This is a genomic window from Brucella sp. TWI559 (assembly GCF_039674265.1).
GTDB lineage: Bacteria > Pseudomonadota > Alphaproteobacteria > Rhizobiales > Rhizobiaceae > Brucella > Brucella chromiisoli.
In genome coordinates this window covers 1-16,100 of sequence record NZ_JBDJNE010000013.1, presented here as the reverse complement: position 1 = coordinate 16,100, position 16,100 = coordinate 1, and the positions used below count along the sequence as shown (strand labels likewise).

The window sequence follows — 16,100 nt, the reverse complement described above, 5'->3', positions numbered from 1 at the left end:
AAAAAGCCCGGCTTCAAGCCGGGCTTTTCATTGGAATGCGGTTCGAATTAACGCGGTAAAACTGACGACCCCATCAAATCCGCATCGATTGCATGAGCGGCCTGACGGCCTTCACGTATGGCCCAGACAACCAGCGACTGGCCGCGGCGCACATCGCCTGCTGCATAGAACTTATCGACATTGGTGCGATAATCGCGCGTGTTAGCCTTCACAGAGGTTCCGCCGCGACGATCCGTTGCGATTTCGAGCTTGTCTCCCAGTTCCTTGAGCACACTGTTTTCAGCCGGACCAAAGAAGCCAATGGCGATGAAAGCAAGATCAGCCTTGATGAAGAACTCGGAGCCCGCAATCGGCTTGCGCTTTTCATCAACCTGACAGCACTTCACATGAGTGAGCTTGCCATCTTCGCCGATAAATTCGAGCGTTGCCACCTGAAACTCGCGATTAGCACCTTCAGCCCGACTGGAAGATGTGCGCATCTTGGTTGCCCAATAAGGCCAGACGCTGAGCTTGTCTTCTCGTTCAGGCGGCTGCGGACGAATATCAAGCTGCGTGACATTGACCGCGCCCTGACGGAAAGCCGTACCAACGCAGTCGGACGCCGTATCACCACCGCCGACGACGACGATATGCTTGCCTCCGGCTAGGATAGGCGCTTCGTGCCAGGCGACCGATTCAATATTTTCGCGGCCAACGCGACGGTTCTGCTGCACGAGATAAGGCATGGCATCATGCACGCCTTCAAGGTCTGCACCCGGAATACCAGCTGGACGCGGCTTCTCCGAACCGCCCGAATAAAGCACGGCGTCATAGGTATCGAGCAGACCGCGCAGCGGCTTGTCGACACCGATATTCACGCCGCAAAGAAAGCGGACGCCTTCGCCTTCCATCTGCGCAACGCGACGGTCGATCAGGTGCTTTTCCATCTTGAAGTCGGGAATGCCATAGCGCAGCAGACCACCCGGACGGCTTTCGCGTTCATACACATCGACCATGTGACCTGCGCGTGCAAGCTGCTGTGCAGCCGCAAGACCTGCCGGACCAGAACCGATAATCGCCACCGACTTGCCGGTCTTCTGCGCTGCTGGCTGCGGCACGATATAGCCAAGCTCATAGGCCTTGTCGCCCAGTGCCTGTTCAACAGTCTTGATCGCAACAGGCGCGTCTTCAAGGTTTAATGTGCAGGCTTCCTCGCAAGGTGCCGGACACACCCGACCGGTAAACTCGGGGAAGTTGTTGGTCAGATGCAGGTTGCGGATCGCCTGATCCCAGTTGTTGTTATAGACGAGATCGTTCCAGTCCGGGATCTGGTTGTGAACAGGACAACCCGTGTCACCATGGCAGAATGGAATGCCGCAATCCATGCAGCGTGCCGCCTGCTTTTGCACCTCACCATCCGTCATCGGCAGCGTGAATTCACGGAAGTGACGAATACGATCCGATGCAGGCTGATACTTTGCTACCTGCCGGTCGATCTCAAGAAAACCAGTAACCTTACCCATTATTCCATGCTCCTCTCACAATGCCGTGCGCCATTTCAGGCGCACAAGCACCGCGTCGTGATTTTGACTTTTACTCAGCTGCAACGCCGATCTGCATACGTTCCATCTCTTCCAGAGCGCGGCGATATTCGACCGGCATGACCTTCACGAATTTCGGGCGATAGCTCTCCCAATTATCGAGAATATCCTTGGCACGCGTGGAACCAGTGTAATGCAGATGGTTGGCAATCAGCTGCACCAGACGTTCTTCGTCGTGGCGCGTCATGTTTGCCGATACATCGACACGGCCCTTGTGCATCAGATCGCCACCGTGATGATGCAGCTTTTCAAGCATGTCATCTTCTTCCGGCACCGGTTCCAGCTCGACCATCGCCATGTTGCAGCGCTGTGCGAAGTCACCTTCTTCATCAAGCACATAGGCAACGCCGCCCGACATACCGGCTGCAAAGTTACGGCCAGTCTGCCCGATAACGACAACCACACCACCCGTCATATATTCGCAGCCGTGGTCACCCACACCTTCGACAACCGTGACCGCGCCCGAGTTACGCACGGCGAAACGCTCGCCAGCCACACCACGGAAATAGCACTCGCCTTCAAGCGCTCCGTAAAGCACGGTATTGCCTGCGATGATCGAGTTTTCAGCCACGATCCGCGTGTCTTCCGGTGGACGTATGACAATGCGACCACCCGAAAGACCCTTGCCGATGTAGTCGTTGCCATCACCAATGAGTTCAAACGAGATACCGCGGGCAAGGAACGCACCGAAAGACTGGCCAGCCGTACCGCGCAGGGTAACGGCAATGGTGTCTTCTGGCAGACCCTTATGACGGAAGCGCTTGGCCACTTCGCCCGAAAGCATTGCACCTGCCGAACGGTCGACGTTCTTGATGGCGACATCAATCTTGACCGGCGTCTTGTTTTCCAGCGCTGGCATGGCTTCGGCAATCAACTGGCGATCCAGAACATCTTCAATCGGATGATGCTGACGCTCGGTCCAGAAGATCTCGTGCTTCTCGGCTTCCGGCTTGTAGAAGATACGGCTGAAGTCGAGGCCTTTGGCCTTCCAGTGATCAATCATGGTCTGCTTTTCGAGAAGATCGGTTTCGCCGATAATCTGCTCAAGCTTGGTGAAGCCCATGGCTGCCAGCAATGCGCGCACTTCTTCTGCGAGATAGAAGAAGAAGTTAATCACATGCTCAGGCGTGCCCTTGAAGCGCTTGCGCAGAACAGGGTCCTGTGTGGCAACGCCAACAGGGCAGGTGTTGAGATGGCACTTGCGCATCATAATGCAGCCAGCGGCAATCAGCGGAGCGGTTGAGAAACCGAACTCGTCAGCACCGAGCAGCGCCCCGATGATGACATCACGACCAGTGCGAAGACCACCATCAACCTGCAGCGCAATGCGCGAACGAAGACCATTGAGCACCAGCGTCTGGTGGGTTTCGGCAAGGCCGATTTCCCATGGCGAACCGGCATGCTTGAGCGATGTCAGCGGCGATGCACCGGTGCCACCATCATAGCCCGAAATGGTGATGTGATCGGCGCGCGCCTTGGCTACACCGGCCGCAACCGTACCGACACCCACTTCCGACACCAGCTTGACCGAAATATCGGCGGTTGGGTTGACGTTTTTGAGATCATAGATCAGCTGCGCCAGATCTTCGATCGAATAAATGTCATGGTGTGGCGGAGGCGAAATGAGGCCAACGCCGGGCGTCGAGTGACGCGTCTTGGCAATGGTTGCATCAACTTTATGGCCCGGCAGCTGGCCGCCCTCACCCGGCTTTGCACCCTGCGCAACCTTGATCTGGATAAGATCGGAGTTGACCAGATATTCGGTCGTCACACCGAAGCGGCCCGATGCCACCTGCTTGATCGCAGAGCGTTCAGGGTTTGGCGTACCATCCGGCAGAGGATAGAAACGATCCGGCTCCTCACCGCCCTCACCCGTGTTCGACTTGCCGCCAATGGCGTTCATCGCACGTGCAAGCGTCGTATGGGCTTCACGCGAGATCGAGCCAAACGACATCGCACCCGTCGAGAAGCGCTTGACGATGTCGGCTGCGGACTCAACCTCTTCGATGGCGACCGGCTTGCGGCCACTTGCTTCTGCAAAACGAATATCGAACAGGCCGCGAATGGTCTTTGCCTGTGCCGCCTTCGAGTCGAGCATGGACGTGTATTCTGTGAACGTATCCGGGTTCGAGGTGCGCACGGCGTGCTGCAATTTCGCAACCGCATCCGGCGACCAGAGATGTGCTTCACCACGCATACGGTAGGCATATTCGCCACCGACTTCGAGTGCTGTCAGCAGAACCGGGTCGTTGCCGAACGCATCGGTGTGACGACGCACGGTTTCTTCCGCAATCTGTTCAAGACCAACGCCTTCGATGCTCGTTGCTGTGCCGAAGAAGAACTGATCGACAAAGCTCGTCTGCAAGCCAACAGCATCGAAAATCTGCGCACCGCAATAGGACTGATAGGTCGAAATGCCCATCTTGGACATGACTTTGAGAATGCCCTTGCCAATCGACTTGATGTAGCGCTTGACCACTTCATGTTCATCGACTTCGGGCGGGAACTCGCGGCGGCGATGCATGTCGAGCAACGTATCAAAGGCGAGATACGGATTGATTGCTTCCGCGCCATAACCGGCAAGACAAGCGAAGTGATGCACTTCGCGCGGCTCACCCGATTCAACAACCAGACCGACCGAAGTCCGCAGACCCTTGCGGATCAGGTGATGGTGGACAGCAGCCGTTGCCAAGAGCGCCGGGATCGGAATGCGATCCGGCCCAACCTGACGGTCCGACAGGATAACGATGTTATAGCCGCCATGAACCGCTGCTTCCGCACGGTCGCACAGACGCTCAATCGCACCATGCATACCCGCCGCGCCTTCACCGACATTATAGGTAATATCGAGCGTCTTGGTGTCAAAACGGTCTTCCGTGTGACCAATGGAACGGATTTTTTCGAGATCGCCATTGGTCAGGATCGGCTGACGCACTTCCAGACGCTTGCGGCGCGAGGTGCCAACCAGGTCAAAAATGTTCGGGCGCGGACCGATGAAAGAGACAAGGCTCATCACCAGCTCTTCACGGATCGGATCAATCGGCGGATTGGTGACCTGCGCGAAGTTCTGCTTGAAATAGGTATAGAGCAGCTTCGCCTTGTCAGACATCGCCGAAATCGGCGTATCCGTCCCCATCGAACCGATGGCTTCCTGACCGGTGGTGGCCATTGGCGACATCAAAAGTTTGGTATCTTCCTGCGTGTAACCGAAGGACTGCTGACGGTCGAGAAGACTCACATCTTTGCGCAGCGCACGTGGTTCGACCGGATTCAAGTCTTCCAGAATGAGCTGCGTGTTTGCCAACCACTGCTTATAGGGATGCTTCTGCGCGATCTGCGACTTGATTTCCTCATCTGAAACGATGCGGCCTTCTTCCATATCGATAAGCAGCATACGACCCGGCTGAAGACGCCACTTCTTGACGACCTTTTTTTCCTCGACAGGCAAAACGCCCGCTTCGGAAGCCAGAATGACGAAATCATCGTCTGTCACAATATAACGGGCCGGACGCAGACCGTTACGGTCGAGCGTTGCACCAATCTGCCGACCATCAGTAAAGGCAACGGCGGCAGGACCATCCCATGGCTCCATGAGAGCTGCATGATATTCGTAGAACGCACGGCGCTCTTCCGACATCAGCTTGTTGCCCGACCATGCTTCCGGGATCAGCATCATCATCGCATGTGCGAGGCTGTAGCCACCCTGATGCAGGAATTCGAGCGCGTTATCGAAACAGGCCGTATCCGACTGGCCTTCATAAGAGATCGGCCAGAGCTTGGAAATGTCGTTGCCAAACAGCTCCGAATCCACAGATGCCTGACGGGCAGCCATCCAGTTGACGTTGCCGCGCAGCGTGTTGATTTCGCCGTTATGAGCGACCATGCGATAAGGATGGGCCAGACGCCATGACGGGAAAGTGTTGGTTGAAAAGCGCTGATGAACGAGCGCCACAGCACTTTCAAAACGCGGATCTTTCAGATCGTTGTAATAGGCACCCACCTGATAGGCCAGGAACATGCCCTTATAAACGACGGTGCGCGCCGACATGGAGACAATATAGAAGCCCTTATCGTCGCCGTCGTTTTCTTGATAAATGCGATTGGAAATGACCTTGCGCAGCACGAACAGGCGGCGCTCAAATTCATCGTCGCTTTCAATGATTGCGCTACGGCCGATGAAAACCTGAACGTGGAAAGGTTCAGTCGCGGCAATTTCAGGGGCTTTGGACAGCGAAGAATTATCAACCGGCACCTGACGAAAGCCGATGAAGGTTTGACCTTCCGAGCCAATCACTTCCTTGACGACTTCTTCAATATGCGCACGCAATTCAGCGTCGCGCGGCATGAACAGATAGCCGACAGCATAATGACCGGGCTGCGGCAGATCGATACCCTGACGCGCCAATTCTTCACGAAAGAAGCGATCTGGAATCTGCACCAGAATGCCTGCACCATCCCCCATCAGAGGGTCGGCGCCAACGGCTCCGCGATGGGTGAGGTTTTCAAGCATCTTGAGGCCGTTTTCGACGACCTGATGCGACTTCTGGCCCTTCATATGCGCAATAAAGCCAACGCCACAGGCGTCGCGTTCATTGCGCGGATCATAGAGGCCTTGGGCGGGCGGTGTACCCGCCGAAGTTCGCATTTTTCGGGTGGCATTGGTGGAATTGGTCGCAGCTTTGACCGTTCCGTTCTGACCGTTGTGTAAATCCACATGCGATACAGATGGCGTCAAATGCGGCATCGTCATTTCCTCCAAAGAGCGCACAACCCTGCGCGCGTTACGATAATGAACCGGAACGACTATTCGTTCCGCAACTGATTACGAGGCGCGTCTGATCCGAAAACCGTTTCACGTTTTCCGGCATACGCTTTAGTTTAGATGTATGGGAGCCTTGTCGAAAAGGCGTTGGACGACGTTCCGGGGGCGTACGGTCAAAGCCGCCGCGGGGGAATATTGTTTAAGCGCCTTAGTCTTTCAGGCTCGGACAAGCGACCTCAGCCCGCCAGAACGGCGCACCAAACTCCCCTGTCTTAATTGAATGCCGCTACTGCCGGTTTGTCCGATTGCACGACACTCTCTTTCTGCGACAAGAAAATGTCCCAGCGAGACACCAGCCTATCACAGTGTTGAATTGGACAGCGCCGAACAATTAGTCAGCATTGCTGTCCTAATTACGTATGACAGAATTCAAATTCGCTCACAAGATGGAAACTTGATTTTTTTTGAGCTTATTGCGAAACAAAATGTCGCAGAAACGTGTTCGACAAACATTTAGTTGCGCAAAAGACTGATTGCGTCAGTTTGGCGCGCCTCGCAGCACGCAGTAAAAGCTTCTAAAAGTGGCAGCGGCCGACTGCTTTTTCGCGCATACTGGTCTTACGCCGGTAACCCGTTGTGTCTATATACCTCCCATAGATGATCATATTGTGAGCGGAGAACAACGTGCATTTTGCTTCCGACAATTGGGCTGGTGCCCATCCGAAGATCGCTGAAAGCCTTTCGCTGCATGCCAATGGTTTTGCTGCTGCCTATGGTGCAAGCGAAATCGACAAACGCGTGGAGCAGCGTTTCAACGAGTTGTTCGAACGCGAAGTCGCAGTGTTCTTTGTCGGCACAGGCACTGCGGCCAACTCTTTGGCCCTCGCCAGCGTCAACCGTCCCGGTGGCGTTTCCCTCGTGCATCGCGAAGCGCATGTGATCGAAGATGAATGCGGTGCGCCGGAATATTTCACCGGCGGCGCGCGCCTGCATCCGATTGACGGGGCAATGGGTCGTATCGATCCTGAACTGCTCAAGCGCGAACTCAAGCGCTTTAATCCTGCCTTTGTCCATGCAGGCCAGCCAATGGCAGTCAGCATCACACAGGCTACAGAAGTCGGCACGCTTTATCAGCCTGAACATATTGCGACGATCTCAAAAATTTGCCGCGATGCGGGTCTGCCGCTGCATATGGACGGTGCACGTTTTGCCAACGCTCTTGTGTCGCTGGATATGACGCCTGCCGAAATGACATGGAAACAGGGCATCGACATCGTATCCTTTGGCGGCACCAAGAATGGTTGCTGGTGTGCGGAAGCGCTTGTCTTCATGGACCCGGCCCGCGCACGCGACCTGCCTTTCATCCGCAAACGCGCAGCCCAGCTTTTCTCAAAGACGCGCTTCATCGCAGCGCAGTTTGATGCCTATCTTGCAGATGATCTCTGGATCGAACTCGCGAAGCACTCAAATGCGCTTTCTGCGCGCCTTGCCCGTCATATCGATGTATCCAGTCAGATGCGTCTTGCATGGAAGCCGGAAGCCAATGAAGTTTTCGCGATCATGAAACAGTCGGTCTATGATCGCCTGCGGGAAGCTGGCGCAATTTTCTACGACTGGAATCCACCACATTCTGAAGTCAACCGCATCAGTGAAGGCGAGATTTTCGCGCGTTTCGTGACAAGCTTTGCCAATACAGAAGAAGAAGTCGATCAGTTCGGCAAGCTGATTGCTTAACAATGAAAAAGCGGCGCACATGGCGCCGCTTTCCTTATAAATGAATATCAGCAGAGTTTAGTGAGCGGTTTTCGTCTCAATCTGCTGCGCATCGCCGACTGGCGCTTTGCTGACTTCTATCTTGCGCGGCTTCATCTGTTCGGGAATTTCGCGCTTAAGATCAATATGGAGCAAGCCATTTTTAAGGCTTGCACCGGCTACTTCAACAAAGTCTGCAAGCTGGAAGCGGCGTTCGAAAGCACGCGAAGCAATGCCGCGATAAAGCACTTCACTGGTTTCAGACGCATCGTCCTCAGCCTTTTGACCCTTGACGGTCAACTGATTGCGATGGGCTTCAATTTCAAGTTCGCTTTCCGAAAAGCCTGCAACGGCCATGGTGATGCGATAGGTGTTCTCACCGGTCCGCTCAATATTATAGGGCGGATAAGACTGCGAACCTTCTGGCGATGCGAGTGTATCGAGCATCGAAGAGAAGAGACGGTCAAAACCAACGGTGGAACGATAGAGTGGCGAAAAATCAACGTGACGCATGTGTAAGCCCTCCTTAAGAGCGACAAAGATGCACTATATTGGCGGCAGAACTCCCATTCTGGCGAATTCTTTGTGCCGGCGATCCCGTTATCGGCAACCGCAAAACTCATTTGGGAATGCTGCTTTTTTATTTCAAGAGCGATTTTTTCAGGCCGCGCAAAAAAACGACAATGCCTTTTCGTCGACAATTCGATAAAATTACACGGCTTATCACTTGCCGTAATAACTCCTGATCGTTTGAGAGCCGCAAATTGGGGTCTTTGCCACCCCATGAACCAAAAATGAACATCATCTTCGGCGAGCGTTCAGGTGCTTGGGGCTATCGTCCCACTATGCCTGCCGAGAGGCGGGTTTATCAAAGGATCACGGTTATGAAAAAAGCTCTTCTTGCTTTTGCCGCACTCGCCACCATCGCGACTGGAGTCGCGACAAAGTCCTACGCAGCCAATAATGGTCTGCTTATACAGACCCAGTACTATGACGATGATGGTTATCGTCCGCCGATGCCGCCCCGCGGCGGACCGCGTCCCGGTTGGGATGGTCCAGACAGAGGCCCAGGCCGCGGACCGGGCTGGGGCGATGAAGCCATGCGTCACGAAATCATCAGTCCGCGCCGCATCGCCCGCTCGCTTGAACGCCGCGGTTATGATGTCGGCGATATACGCCGAGATCGCGGCGCCTATTTCGTTAAAGCCACGCGCCCCAACGGTCGCCGTGTCATCGTGGTGGTTGATGCGTTCAGCGGTCGCATTCTTGATGAGCGCCGCGCCGGGCGCGGCTGGTAAGGATCAAACAGTTCAACCTGGGTAACGTCCCTTGCACAGGTTGTTTTCTGAACCGGAAGTCTGCGTTCAGGCTTCCGGTTACTTTTTGTAATAGTTTAGCCCGCTATAATGGTCTTAGAATATCGAACCTGGGCACACGAGTAAAATGCCAGATTTTCTTTTTGAGACCAACGCCAACCCCATACCGGCGGGCACACAATCTGGCATGTTCAAAACGCGGGACGGCAAGAGTCTGCGTTATGCACTGGTGAAATCACCGACAAAACCATCGCGTGGTACGATCGTTTTGCTACAAGGCCGCAACGAGTTTATCGAAAAATACTTCGAAACCATATCCGACCTGACAAACCGCGGCTTCCATGTCGCGACCTTCGACTGGCGCGGCCAAGGCGGATCGCACAGGCTGCTCAAAGACCGCTTTCGCGGCTATGTGGGCCGCTTTAGCGATTACACCAATGATCTTGATCAGTTTCTCACTGACATTGTTCTGCCAGACTGCCCACCCCCCTTTTATATGTTGGCGCATTCAGCAGGTGCACTGATTGCCTATGCGTCGATCCCAAAGCTTGCATCACGCATAACCCGGATTGTGCTTTGTGCACCCTTGATGGGACTTGGCGGATCGCAATCAAGCGATGACAAGATGCGCCGCATCACCATTGCCTTGCGCATGATCGGCTTTGGCAGGCTTTATGCCGCAGCAGGGCGCAAAATGATGAACCGGCCTTTTGCGAATAACCCGCTGACCAGTGATCCCGCGCGTTTCATGCGCAATATGGAAGTTGTCCGTAGCCATGCCGATCTGGCGCTTGGCGGCCCGACCATACGCTGGATTGCAGGCGCGCTTGAAACCGCATCGCGCATCAACCGACCAGATTTTTATCAGGGACCGGCTGTCCCTGTTCTGATTATTGCAGCCGGTCATGATCGGGTGGTTTCCACACCGGCGATTGAGCGCTTTGCAGCACGCACGCGCAATATTTCGCTCGTGGTCGTCGATGGTGCCCGCCACGAGATACTTCAGGAGGCTGACTTCTATCGTGAGCAGGCTCTGGCTGCCTTTGATGCCTTCATTCCCGGCAACTCGGAAACAGAAATAGCAAGCACAGAGCCAACTCAACTCATTTAGCTGTTGATCAGCTCCAGTGCGGCCTGATGCAGCTCTACAGATGCGGCTGCAACAATATCGCCACCCTTCTCTGCCGGCCCCCCATCGCGCTGCGTGACAACACCGCCTGCCTGTTCAATGATCGGGATCAGCGCGACAATATCATAGGGCTGCAAGCCTGCTTCAACAACAATATCCGTGAAGCCGCCCGCAAGCATGGCGAAAGCATAGCAATCGACGCCATATCGCGACAGGCGCACGGAATTTTCCAGTCGATCGAACCCTTTGCGCAATTCGCCTTTGAAGAGCGCAGGTGTCGTCGTGAACATGGTTGCATCTTCAAGAGTGGCCTGTGAGCGCGCAGCTAAACGCTGCTCGACGCCATCACGCACCAGATAAGACCCTTCACCGTCGCTATAAAATAACTCGCCCGTAAAAGGCTGAGACATCATGCCTGCCTTGGCATCGCCGTCGACAGTCAGGCCTACAAGCGTTCCCCATACGGGCAAACCCGAAATGAAAGCACGGGTTCCATCAACAGGATCGATAACCCAGACATGGCTGCGATCAATATTTTCGGGGCCGTATTCTTCACCGAGAATGCCGTGTTCTGGAAACGCGCGCCCGATCACTGCACGAATCGCACGCTCCGCTGAACGGTCGGCTTCCGTCACCGGATCAAATCCCGAAGTGTATTTATTATCGATCTCGTTGAACCTGCGAAACCTTGGCAAGGTTTCAGCTGCCGCCGCCGCTGCGACCTCGGAAAAAAATGCCCTGTCGATCAGCAATTCCAATCTCCCATTTCCATAACGTGATGCATTCCTATGCAATCCATACCAACAATGCACATAATTTGAGCAAAATAGATTTAGCCCAAAAATTATGCGTAATTTCTTGACCTATCAGGCTTTTCAGCATAACTTAAAGGTCAGACAGGCTGTCCTGTCGGTGCCTTTCGGGGCATTTCCTCCCTAGTCTTTGGCCGCGCCTTCTTCATTGGGGCGCGGCTCTTTTTATCTACAATACTTTTGGAGTTTCCAGCGTCTTTGGCAGCCCTATTCCGCTGCGAGTGACGGCATGACCAGAAGCTCATCCGGCAAAGATGTCAGGTCACTCAGAAACTGATAGAGATCAGCGCAAAGTGCGTCAAAGCCAACAAGCTTCTGTAAGCTCTGCTCGTTCATATAGAGGCTGCGGTTGATTTCGATCTGCAGGGCAAAGCACGACTGGGCAGGCCGACCATAATGTTCCGTGATAAAGCCGCCCGCATAGGGCTTGTTATGGGCAACCGTATAGCCAAGCCCCTGAAGAAGCTCCATCGCAGCCTGCGTCAGCTGCTCACTGCATGAACGGCCAAAACGATCCCCAATAATGAAATCAGGACGGTCACTTAGTTCGCCCACGCGCGTACCGCCCGGCATGGAATGGCAATCTATCAGCACAGAATAGCCAAAACGCTCATGGGTGGACTTCAGCAGATCATCGAGTGCGCGGTGATAGGGCTTATAAATATCTTCGATGCGATAAAAAGCTTCCCGCAGCGATATACGCCCCGAATAAATGGTCTGCCCCTCGCCAACCAGACGCGGCACTGTTCCCAAACCGCCTGCCACGCGTGCAGACTGGCTGTTGACGAAGGGCGGCAGCGGCTCAATGAACATGCGCGGATCAAGCTCATAGGGCTCGCGGTTTACATCGAGAAACGCCCGCGGAAAATGTGCTTTAAGCAAAGGCGCGCCCAAGCGCGGCACCGTCGCAAAAAGTTCATCCACATAGCAGTCTTCCGAATAGCGAATTGCCAGCGGGTCGAGACGCGTCTCTTCAAGGAATGAGAGCGGATAGGCGCGGCCGCTATGGGGGGAATTGAAAACAAAGGGAATGCGCTGCTGCGCAGGCGCGCAAAGCTCAAAAGGGGGGATCAGATGAAAATCGCGTTCCAGACTCATACGTCAACCCGTTTCGATTGCCTTGTGACAGCGCGCCACCTGATCAATTTGCACCAAAAGTAGCACCTTATTCTAGTCCGGCCCGATGCAATATCCAAATTTTAAGCCACCACCTTTCCTCCTATTGGCTGGCCTCTTAAATCGTGCAAAGCTGTAACACATAACAGCATGTTGCCAAACAGTGGCCATAACAATTAACATTTGCGCGAGCATTCATTTCATATTTACCAAAAGCGCGTTTTCTAGTGTGCAAAATGAGTCGTTATCTTCGCTGCACCTTGCGAACGGACGACATGAAATTCGGACGGACCAATGAAAAGAATTCTGCTAGCTGAAGACGATAATGATATGCGTCGCTTCCTCGTGAAAGCACTGGAAAAAGCAGGCTATCACGTCACCCATTTCGACAATGGCGCAAGCGCCTATGAAAGACTGCGCGAAGAACCGTTTTCGCTGCTGCTCACTGATATTGTCATGCCGGAAATGGACGGTATTGAGCTCGCGCGCCGTGCGACTGAAATCGACCCGGATCTCAAGATCATGTTCATCACCGGCTTCGCTGCCGTTGCATTGAACCCCGATTCGGACGCTCCGCGCGACGCAAAAGTGCTTTCCAAGCCATTCCATCTGCGCGATCTGGTGAACGAAATCGAAAAGATGCTGATCGCTGCCTAAACCAAACCATTCCAACGCAGGAACCGGTTTTTACAAGCAATGCGCCTGTTTGTGCGTCCATACGGACGCACAATGCTTTTGAGCTGCCTGTGGCATTCCTGGCATACGATAAACTATTCACGAAAAAGACAAAAAACTTCAAAAAGAGCATTGACGGGCGCAACGCGATATGGTGTATGCGCCACATCGAATGGGCGTATAGCTCAGCGGGAGAGCACTACATTGACATTGTAGGGGTCACAGGTTCAATCCCTGTTACGCCCACCATTCGAACCCCTTGATAATCAAGGCTTTTATCCAAAACTCTAAACTTCCTGATTTACTTCTTTTTGTTCGCTTGGGTGCACCTTGGGTGCAAATAGCGGTTTCAGTGTATGTTTTTGTAGTTTTTCTATGACCGCATCCGTCGCACGCATTGCGTCGGCCAGATATTCAGGATCAAACGCTTCATAGGCATCTGCGGTTCTGGCTTCGTCATGACCAAGCCAAACATCGCGCTGTTCCTTATCCACGCGCGGCTTTTCCCGGCGAACCATTGTCGCCATGAAATGACGAATTGTGGCCTGCGTGAACTGAGGCAGTTCACAATATTCAGCGTGACGTTTGAATGTCCGTTTCATCGTCGTGACAGGCCGGCCATTCCACATCATTGGAGCGCCGATCGCGTCAGGTGATCTTTTCTCCTGCTCCGATTCTTCTTCGGCCTTCCATTTATCCAGCCATCCCTGCAGATTCTCTGTTAGCCGTATCTTTGGTCGATATTTATTGGTTTGTCGGCGGGTAAGCGGATTAAGTTCAACCACCCCAAACCGCCGATTGACCCGCTCTGGCGTATCCCGAAAATCAATATTGGTTTCAGGTCGAGCCCATGTGTTGAGCGATAGGATCACGAAGCGAAAGAGATTCTCTTGCCGCTTTCCTATCTTATTGATGAAATGACCAAACTCTTCAAAGGTTGGAATCCAGTCACGTGGGCGAGGTTCGGGTAGGTTTAGAAGCTCGGCCACCATCTTCGCTTGGGTCACAACATCAGGCGCATTATCAAGCAGTTGTACTTCATGATCGTTGCCGAACTTATCTTTCACCACCAGAAGTTTCTTGCCGATCTGAAACGCAGCCGATGCCACCGACAGGTTACGAGCAATATAGGCCGGGCTGTGTCCGAACTTTTCGCGGCTCCACTGCATAAACTCACGCTGTCTGATAGGCCCGAATGAAGCCACGCTGGCGGTCGGAAGCATTTTTTCAGCCAGAAACTCTCTCAGTATAGAAATGGCATGAAATACCTGTGCGCCTGACGGTTTGGCTTTGGCACTGTTTTCATAATAATGATCAAGAGCAGCCAATATCATCACGCGCTCTGGTGAGCGTCCGGTTTCTGCCTGGAGGGTTCCGACGAGTTCGATAAGTTGGTCTTGCGCTTGGCTGAGAACTTTCGTGCCAAGTGATCGGCGAGCAACTTTTCGCTTTCGCTTGTTGTACCAGTAGGCATAGAGGTTATCGGAGTTGCTCTCGGTTCCAATCCAATAATCCCCGTACTCCCAGAGCCGTTCTGACATGTTATTTCCTTGTTCGACAAATAGGCGGCAACATCAGACGGATGGTAGAGCACCGCCCCCTTCTTGCCGGATACATAAGTGATTTCGCCGTTCTGGCGCGCTCGGCGCAATTCCCTCAAACCAAGAAGGGCCGAGAACCGTTTGCAAATTTCGCCTTCTGACAACAACTCATCAAAGCGAGTAAGGGGAGTATTCTCAGCCATGTTTCGCCTCAACATTTGCAGTTATGAGAGATCGGATAGCCGCTGCACTCACCAAATGGGTGGCAATTTGTGCGCGAAGTGTTCTGTTTTTAACTGCGCAAGTCCGCTTCCTCGCAGCTTCATGCTCATGCCAGTCAGCGGCCTCATGCAGTGCATTGGCACGCACTTGGCAGCAAGCAATGGATTCCATTGCGTCCTTTGATATATGCATAAGCGCGGCGCATAGCGCAGCCTCTACCCGACCCCATGTCTGTTTAACCCAGACAGGATCTTCCGCTTCTGGAACAGCAAACATGTCGCCAAAAATAACTTTGCCTGCTGCTTCTATCGCTTTCTGATCAACCATAGTCACCCCTCACACCCGCATTGGCATCAGCACGAAAAGAGGCTTTTCGCCGCTGCCTGGGGTTTCAGTTGGCGTGATTTTGCAGGGTGAGCCGGGATCACTGAGTTCAAAGGTCAGTTCCTTGGAATCGACCGCCTCAAGAATGTCGAGGCAGTAGCGGCCGTTAAACCCGATTTGGAAGTCATCCGGCGCACTGCTGTCAATGTTGATGCTATCCTGTGCCTGGCCGTGGTCCGGGTTGTTTGTTTCAAGCTGCAATTCCACAGCCTTAAAGCAGAACTTCACGGCGCGCCCGCGCTCTGATGAAAGCGTCATCACGCGTCCCAGAGCAGCGGTGAGAGCCTCGCGCTCAACCGTGTAAGATTTGTCATTGTTCGCGGGAATAACCCTTGGATAGTCTGGATAATTGCCATCGATGAGCTTTGACGTGATCACGATGCCACCAGGCATTTCGAAGCGGATTTTTTGCGCCGACAGGCTGATTGCTACGTCGCCTTCCGCGCTTGCAAGATGCCTAAGCAGGCCGACTGTCGCACGAGGAATGATAACGCCTGGCATACCTTCGCTGCCTTCGGGCGGCGCAAGTTTGACCAGTGCCAGGCGATGGCCGTCTGTGGCGACAAAGGCCAGATGGTCATCTGATCTGTGAAGGTAAATTCCATTCAAATAATAACGGGTTTCCTCCGTAGAAATCGCGAAGCTGACCTTGGCAATAGCGTCCGCCATATCCGCACCCGTTAAACTGAAATGGTGCGTAAAATCTCCCGCTGACATTTCTGGAAAGTCAGACGCCGGCAGCACCTGCAGGCGAAAGCGCGATCGGCCAGCCGATACATTCACATGCGCATCGTCGCCCTCAAATTTAACA

The 16,100-nt window shown here is 53.8% G+C and carries 12 protein-coding genes and 1 tRNA gene; 5 read left to right on the top strand and 8 right to left on the bottom strand.

Going from position 1 to position 16,100, the window contains the following annotated elements; all coding sequences use genetic code 11:
* Window positions 1-47: 47 nt before the first annotated feature.
* The gene (locus ABE530_RS14895) at window positions 48-1,502 is read right to left on the bottom strand and encodes a glutamate synthase subunit beta (protein WP_499695027.1); all 1,455 of its coding nucleotides are present in this window, start codon (window positions 1,500-1,502) and stop codon (window positions 48-50) included.
* Between the two features lie 70 nt (window positions 1,503-1,572).
* Entirely contained in the window at window positions 1,573-6,324 is a 4,752-nt protein-coding gene (gene gltB, locus ABE530_RS14890; RefSeq protein ID WP_499695026.1) for a glutamate synthase large subunit, read from the bottom strand.
* Window positions 6,325-7,026: 702 nt separating this feature from the next.
* Here gltB and ABE530_RS14885 point away from each other — a divergent pair.
* Complete coding sequence (locus ABE530_RS14885) at window positions 7,027-8,076, top strand: threonine aldolase family protein (RefSeq protein ID WP_499695025.1); 1,050 nt, start codon at window positions 7,027-7,029, stop codon at window positions 8,074-8,076.
* 57 nt (window positions 8,077-8,133) lie between these two features.
* Here the strand turns inward: ABE530_RS14885 and ABE530_RS14880 are convergent, their stop codons facing one another.
* A complete protein-coding gene (locus ABE530_RS14880; RefSeq protein ID WP_265986774.1) occupies window positions 8,134-8,607 on the bottom strand; it encodes an Hsp20 family protein in 474 nt (157 codons plus the stop codon).
* A gap of 371 nt (window positions 8,608-8,978) precedes the next feature.
* On the opposite strand from ABE530_RS14880, the gene ABE530_RS14875 reads away from it, so the two are divergent.
* Window positions 8,979-9,392, top strand: a complete 414-nt coding sequence (locus ABE530_RS14875) for an antifreeze protein (protein WP_499695024.1) — start codon at window positions 8,979-8,981, stop codon at window positions 9,390-9,392.
* A 145-nt stretch (window positions 9,393-9,537) separates the two neighbouring features.
* Window positions 9,538-10,521, top strand: coding sequence for an alpha/beta fold hydrolase (locus ABE530_RS14870; RefSeq protein WP_499695023.1), 984 nt, complete (start codon window positions 9,538-9,540; stop codon window positions 10,519-10,521).
* On the opposite strand, the gene hisN is transcribed toward ABE530_RS14870, so the two are convergent.
* Both hisN and ABE530_RS14860 read right to left on the bottom strand, forming a co-directional pair.
* A complete protein-coding gene (hisN, locus tag ABE530_RS14865; protein WP_499695022.1) occupies window positions 10,518-11,291 on the bottom strand; it encodes a histidinol-phosphatase in 774 nt (257 codons plus the stop codon). The genes ABE530_RS14870 and hisN overlap by 4 nt on opposite strands.
* A 267-nt stretch (window positions 11,292-11,558) precedes the next feature.
* Window positions 11,559-12,449 carry an N-formylglutamate amidohydrolase gene (locus ABE530_RS14860; protein ID WP_265986770.1) on the bottom strand — a complete coding sequence of 297 codons (891 nt, stop codon included), beginning with the start codon at window positions 12,447-12,449 and terminating at the stop codon, window positions 11,559-11,561.
* A gap of 312 nt (window positions 12,450-12,761) precedes the next feature.
* Between ABE530_RS14860 and cpdR the strand changes: the two genes are divergently transcribed.
* Together cpdR and ABE530_RS14850 are read left to right on the top strand one after the other, a co-directional pair.
* Entirely contained in the window at window positions 12,762-13,124 is a 363-nt protein-coding gene (cpdR, locus tag ABE530_RS14855; RefSeq protein ID WP_007877205.1) for a cell cycle two-component system response regulator CpdR, read from the top strand.
* Window positions 13,125-13,316: 192 nt separating this feature from the next.
* Window positions 13,317-13,391, top strand: a tRNA-Val gene (locus ABE530_RS14850).
* A 38-nt stretch (window positions 13,392-13,429) separates the two neighbouring features.
* Here the strand turns inward: ABE530_RS14850 and ABE530_RS14845 are convergent.
* The 3 genes from ABE530_RS14845 to dnaN all read right to left on the bottom strand — a co-directional run.
* Window positions 13,430-14,683 (bottom strand): site-specific integrase, encoded by a 1,254-nt coding sequence (locus ABE530_RS14845; RefSeq protein WP_499695021.1) that lies wholly within the window; start codon window positions 14,681-14,683, stop codon window positions 13,430-13,432.
* 195 nt (window positions 14,684-14,878) lie between these two features.
* Complete coding sequence (locus tag ABE530_RS14840) at window positions 14,879-15,232, bottom strand: hypothetical protein (RefSeq protein ID WP_499695020.1); 354 nt, start codon at window positions 15,230-15,232, stop codon at window positions 14,879-14,881.
* A gap of 9 nt (window positions 15,233-15,241) precedes the next feature.
* On the bottom strand, window positions 15,242-16,100 hold an 859-nt coding region (gene dnaN, locus ABE530_RS14835), incomplete at its 5' end, for a DNA polymerase III subunit beta (protein WP_499695019.1).

Coding starts and splice junctions, on each gene's coding strand:
- ABE530_RS14840 (WP_499695020.1), bottom strand. CDS start 15,232: ATGGTTGATCAGAAAGCGATAGAAGCAGCAGGCAAAGTTATTTTTGGC.
- ABE530_RS14860 (WP_265986770.1), bottom strand. CDS start 12,449: ATGAGTCTGGAACGCGATTTTCATCTGATCCCCCCTTTTGAGCTTTGC.
- cpdR (WP_007877205.1), top strand. CDS start 12,762: ATGAAAAGAATTCTGCTAGCTGAAGACGATAATGATATGCGTCGCTTC.
- ABE530_RS14895 (WP_499695027.1), bottom strand. CDS start 1,502: ATGGGTAAGGTTACTGGTTTTCTTGAGATCGACCGGCAGGTAGCAAAG.
- ABE530_RS14845 (WP_499695021.1), bottom strand. CDS start 14,683: ATGTCAGAACGGCTCTGGGAGTACGGGGATTATTGGATTGGAACCGAG.
- gltB (WP_499695026.1), bottom strand. CDS start 6,324: ATGCCGCATTTGACGCCATCTGTATCGCATGTGGATTTACACAACGGT.
- ABE530_RS14880 (WP_265986774.1), bottom strand. CDS start 8,607: ATGCGTCACGTTGATTTTTCGCCACTCTATCGTTCCACCGTTGGTTTT.
- ABE530_RS14875 (WP_499695024.1), top strand. CDS start 8,979: ATGAAAAAAGCTCTTCTTGCTTTTGCCGCACTCGCCACCATCGCGACT.
- ABE530_RS14870 (WP_499695023.1), top strand. CDS start 9,538: ATGCCAGATTTTCTTTTTGAGACCAACGCCAACCCCATACCGGCGGGC.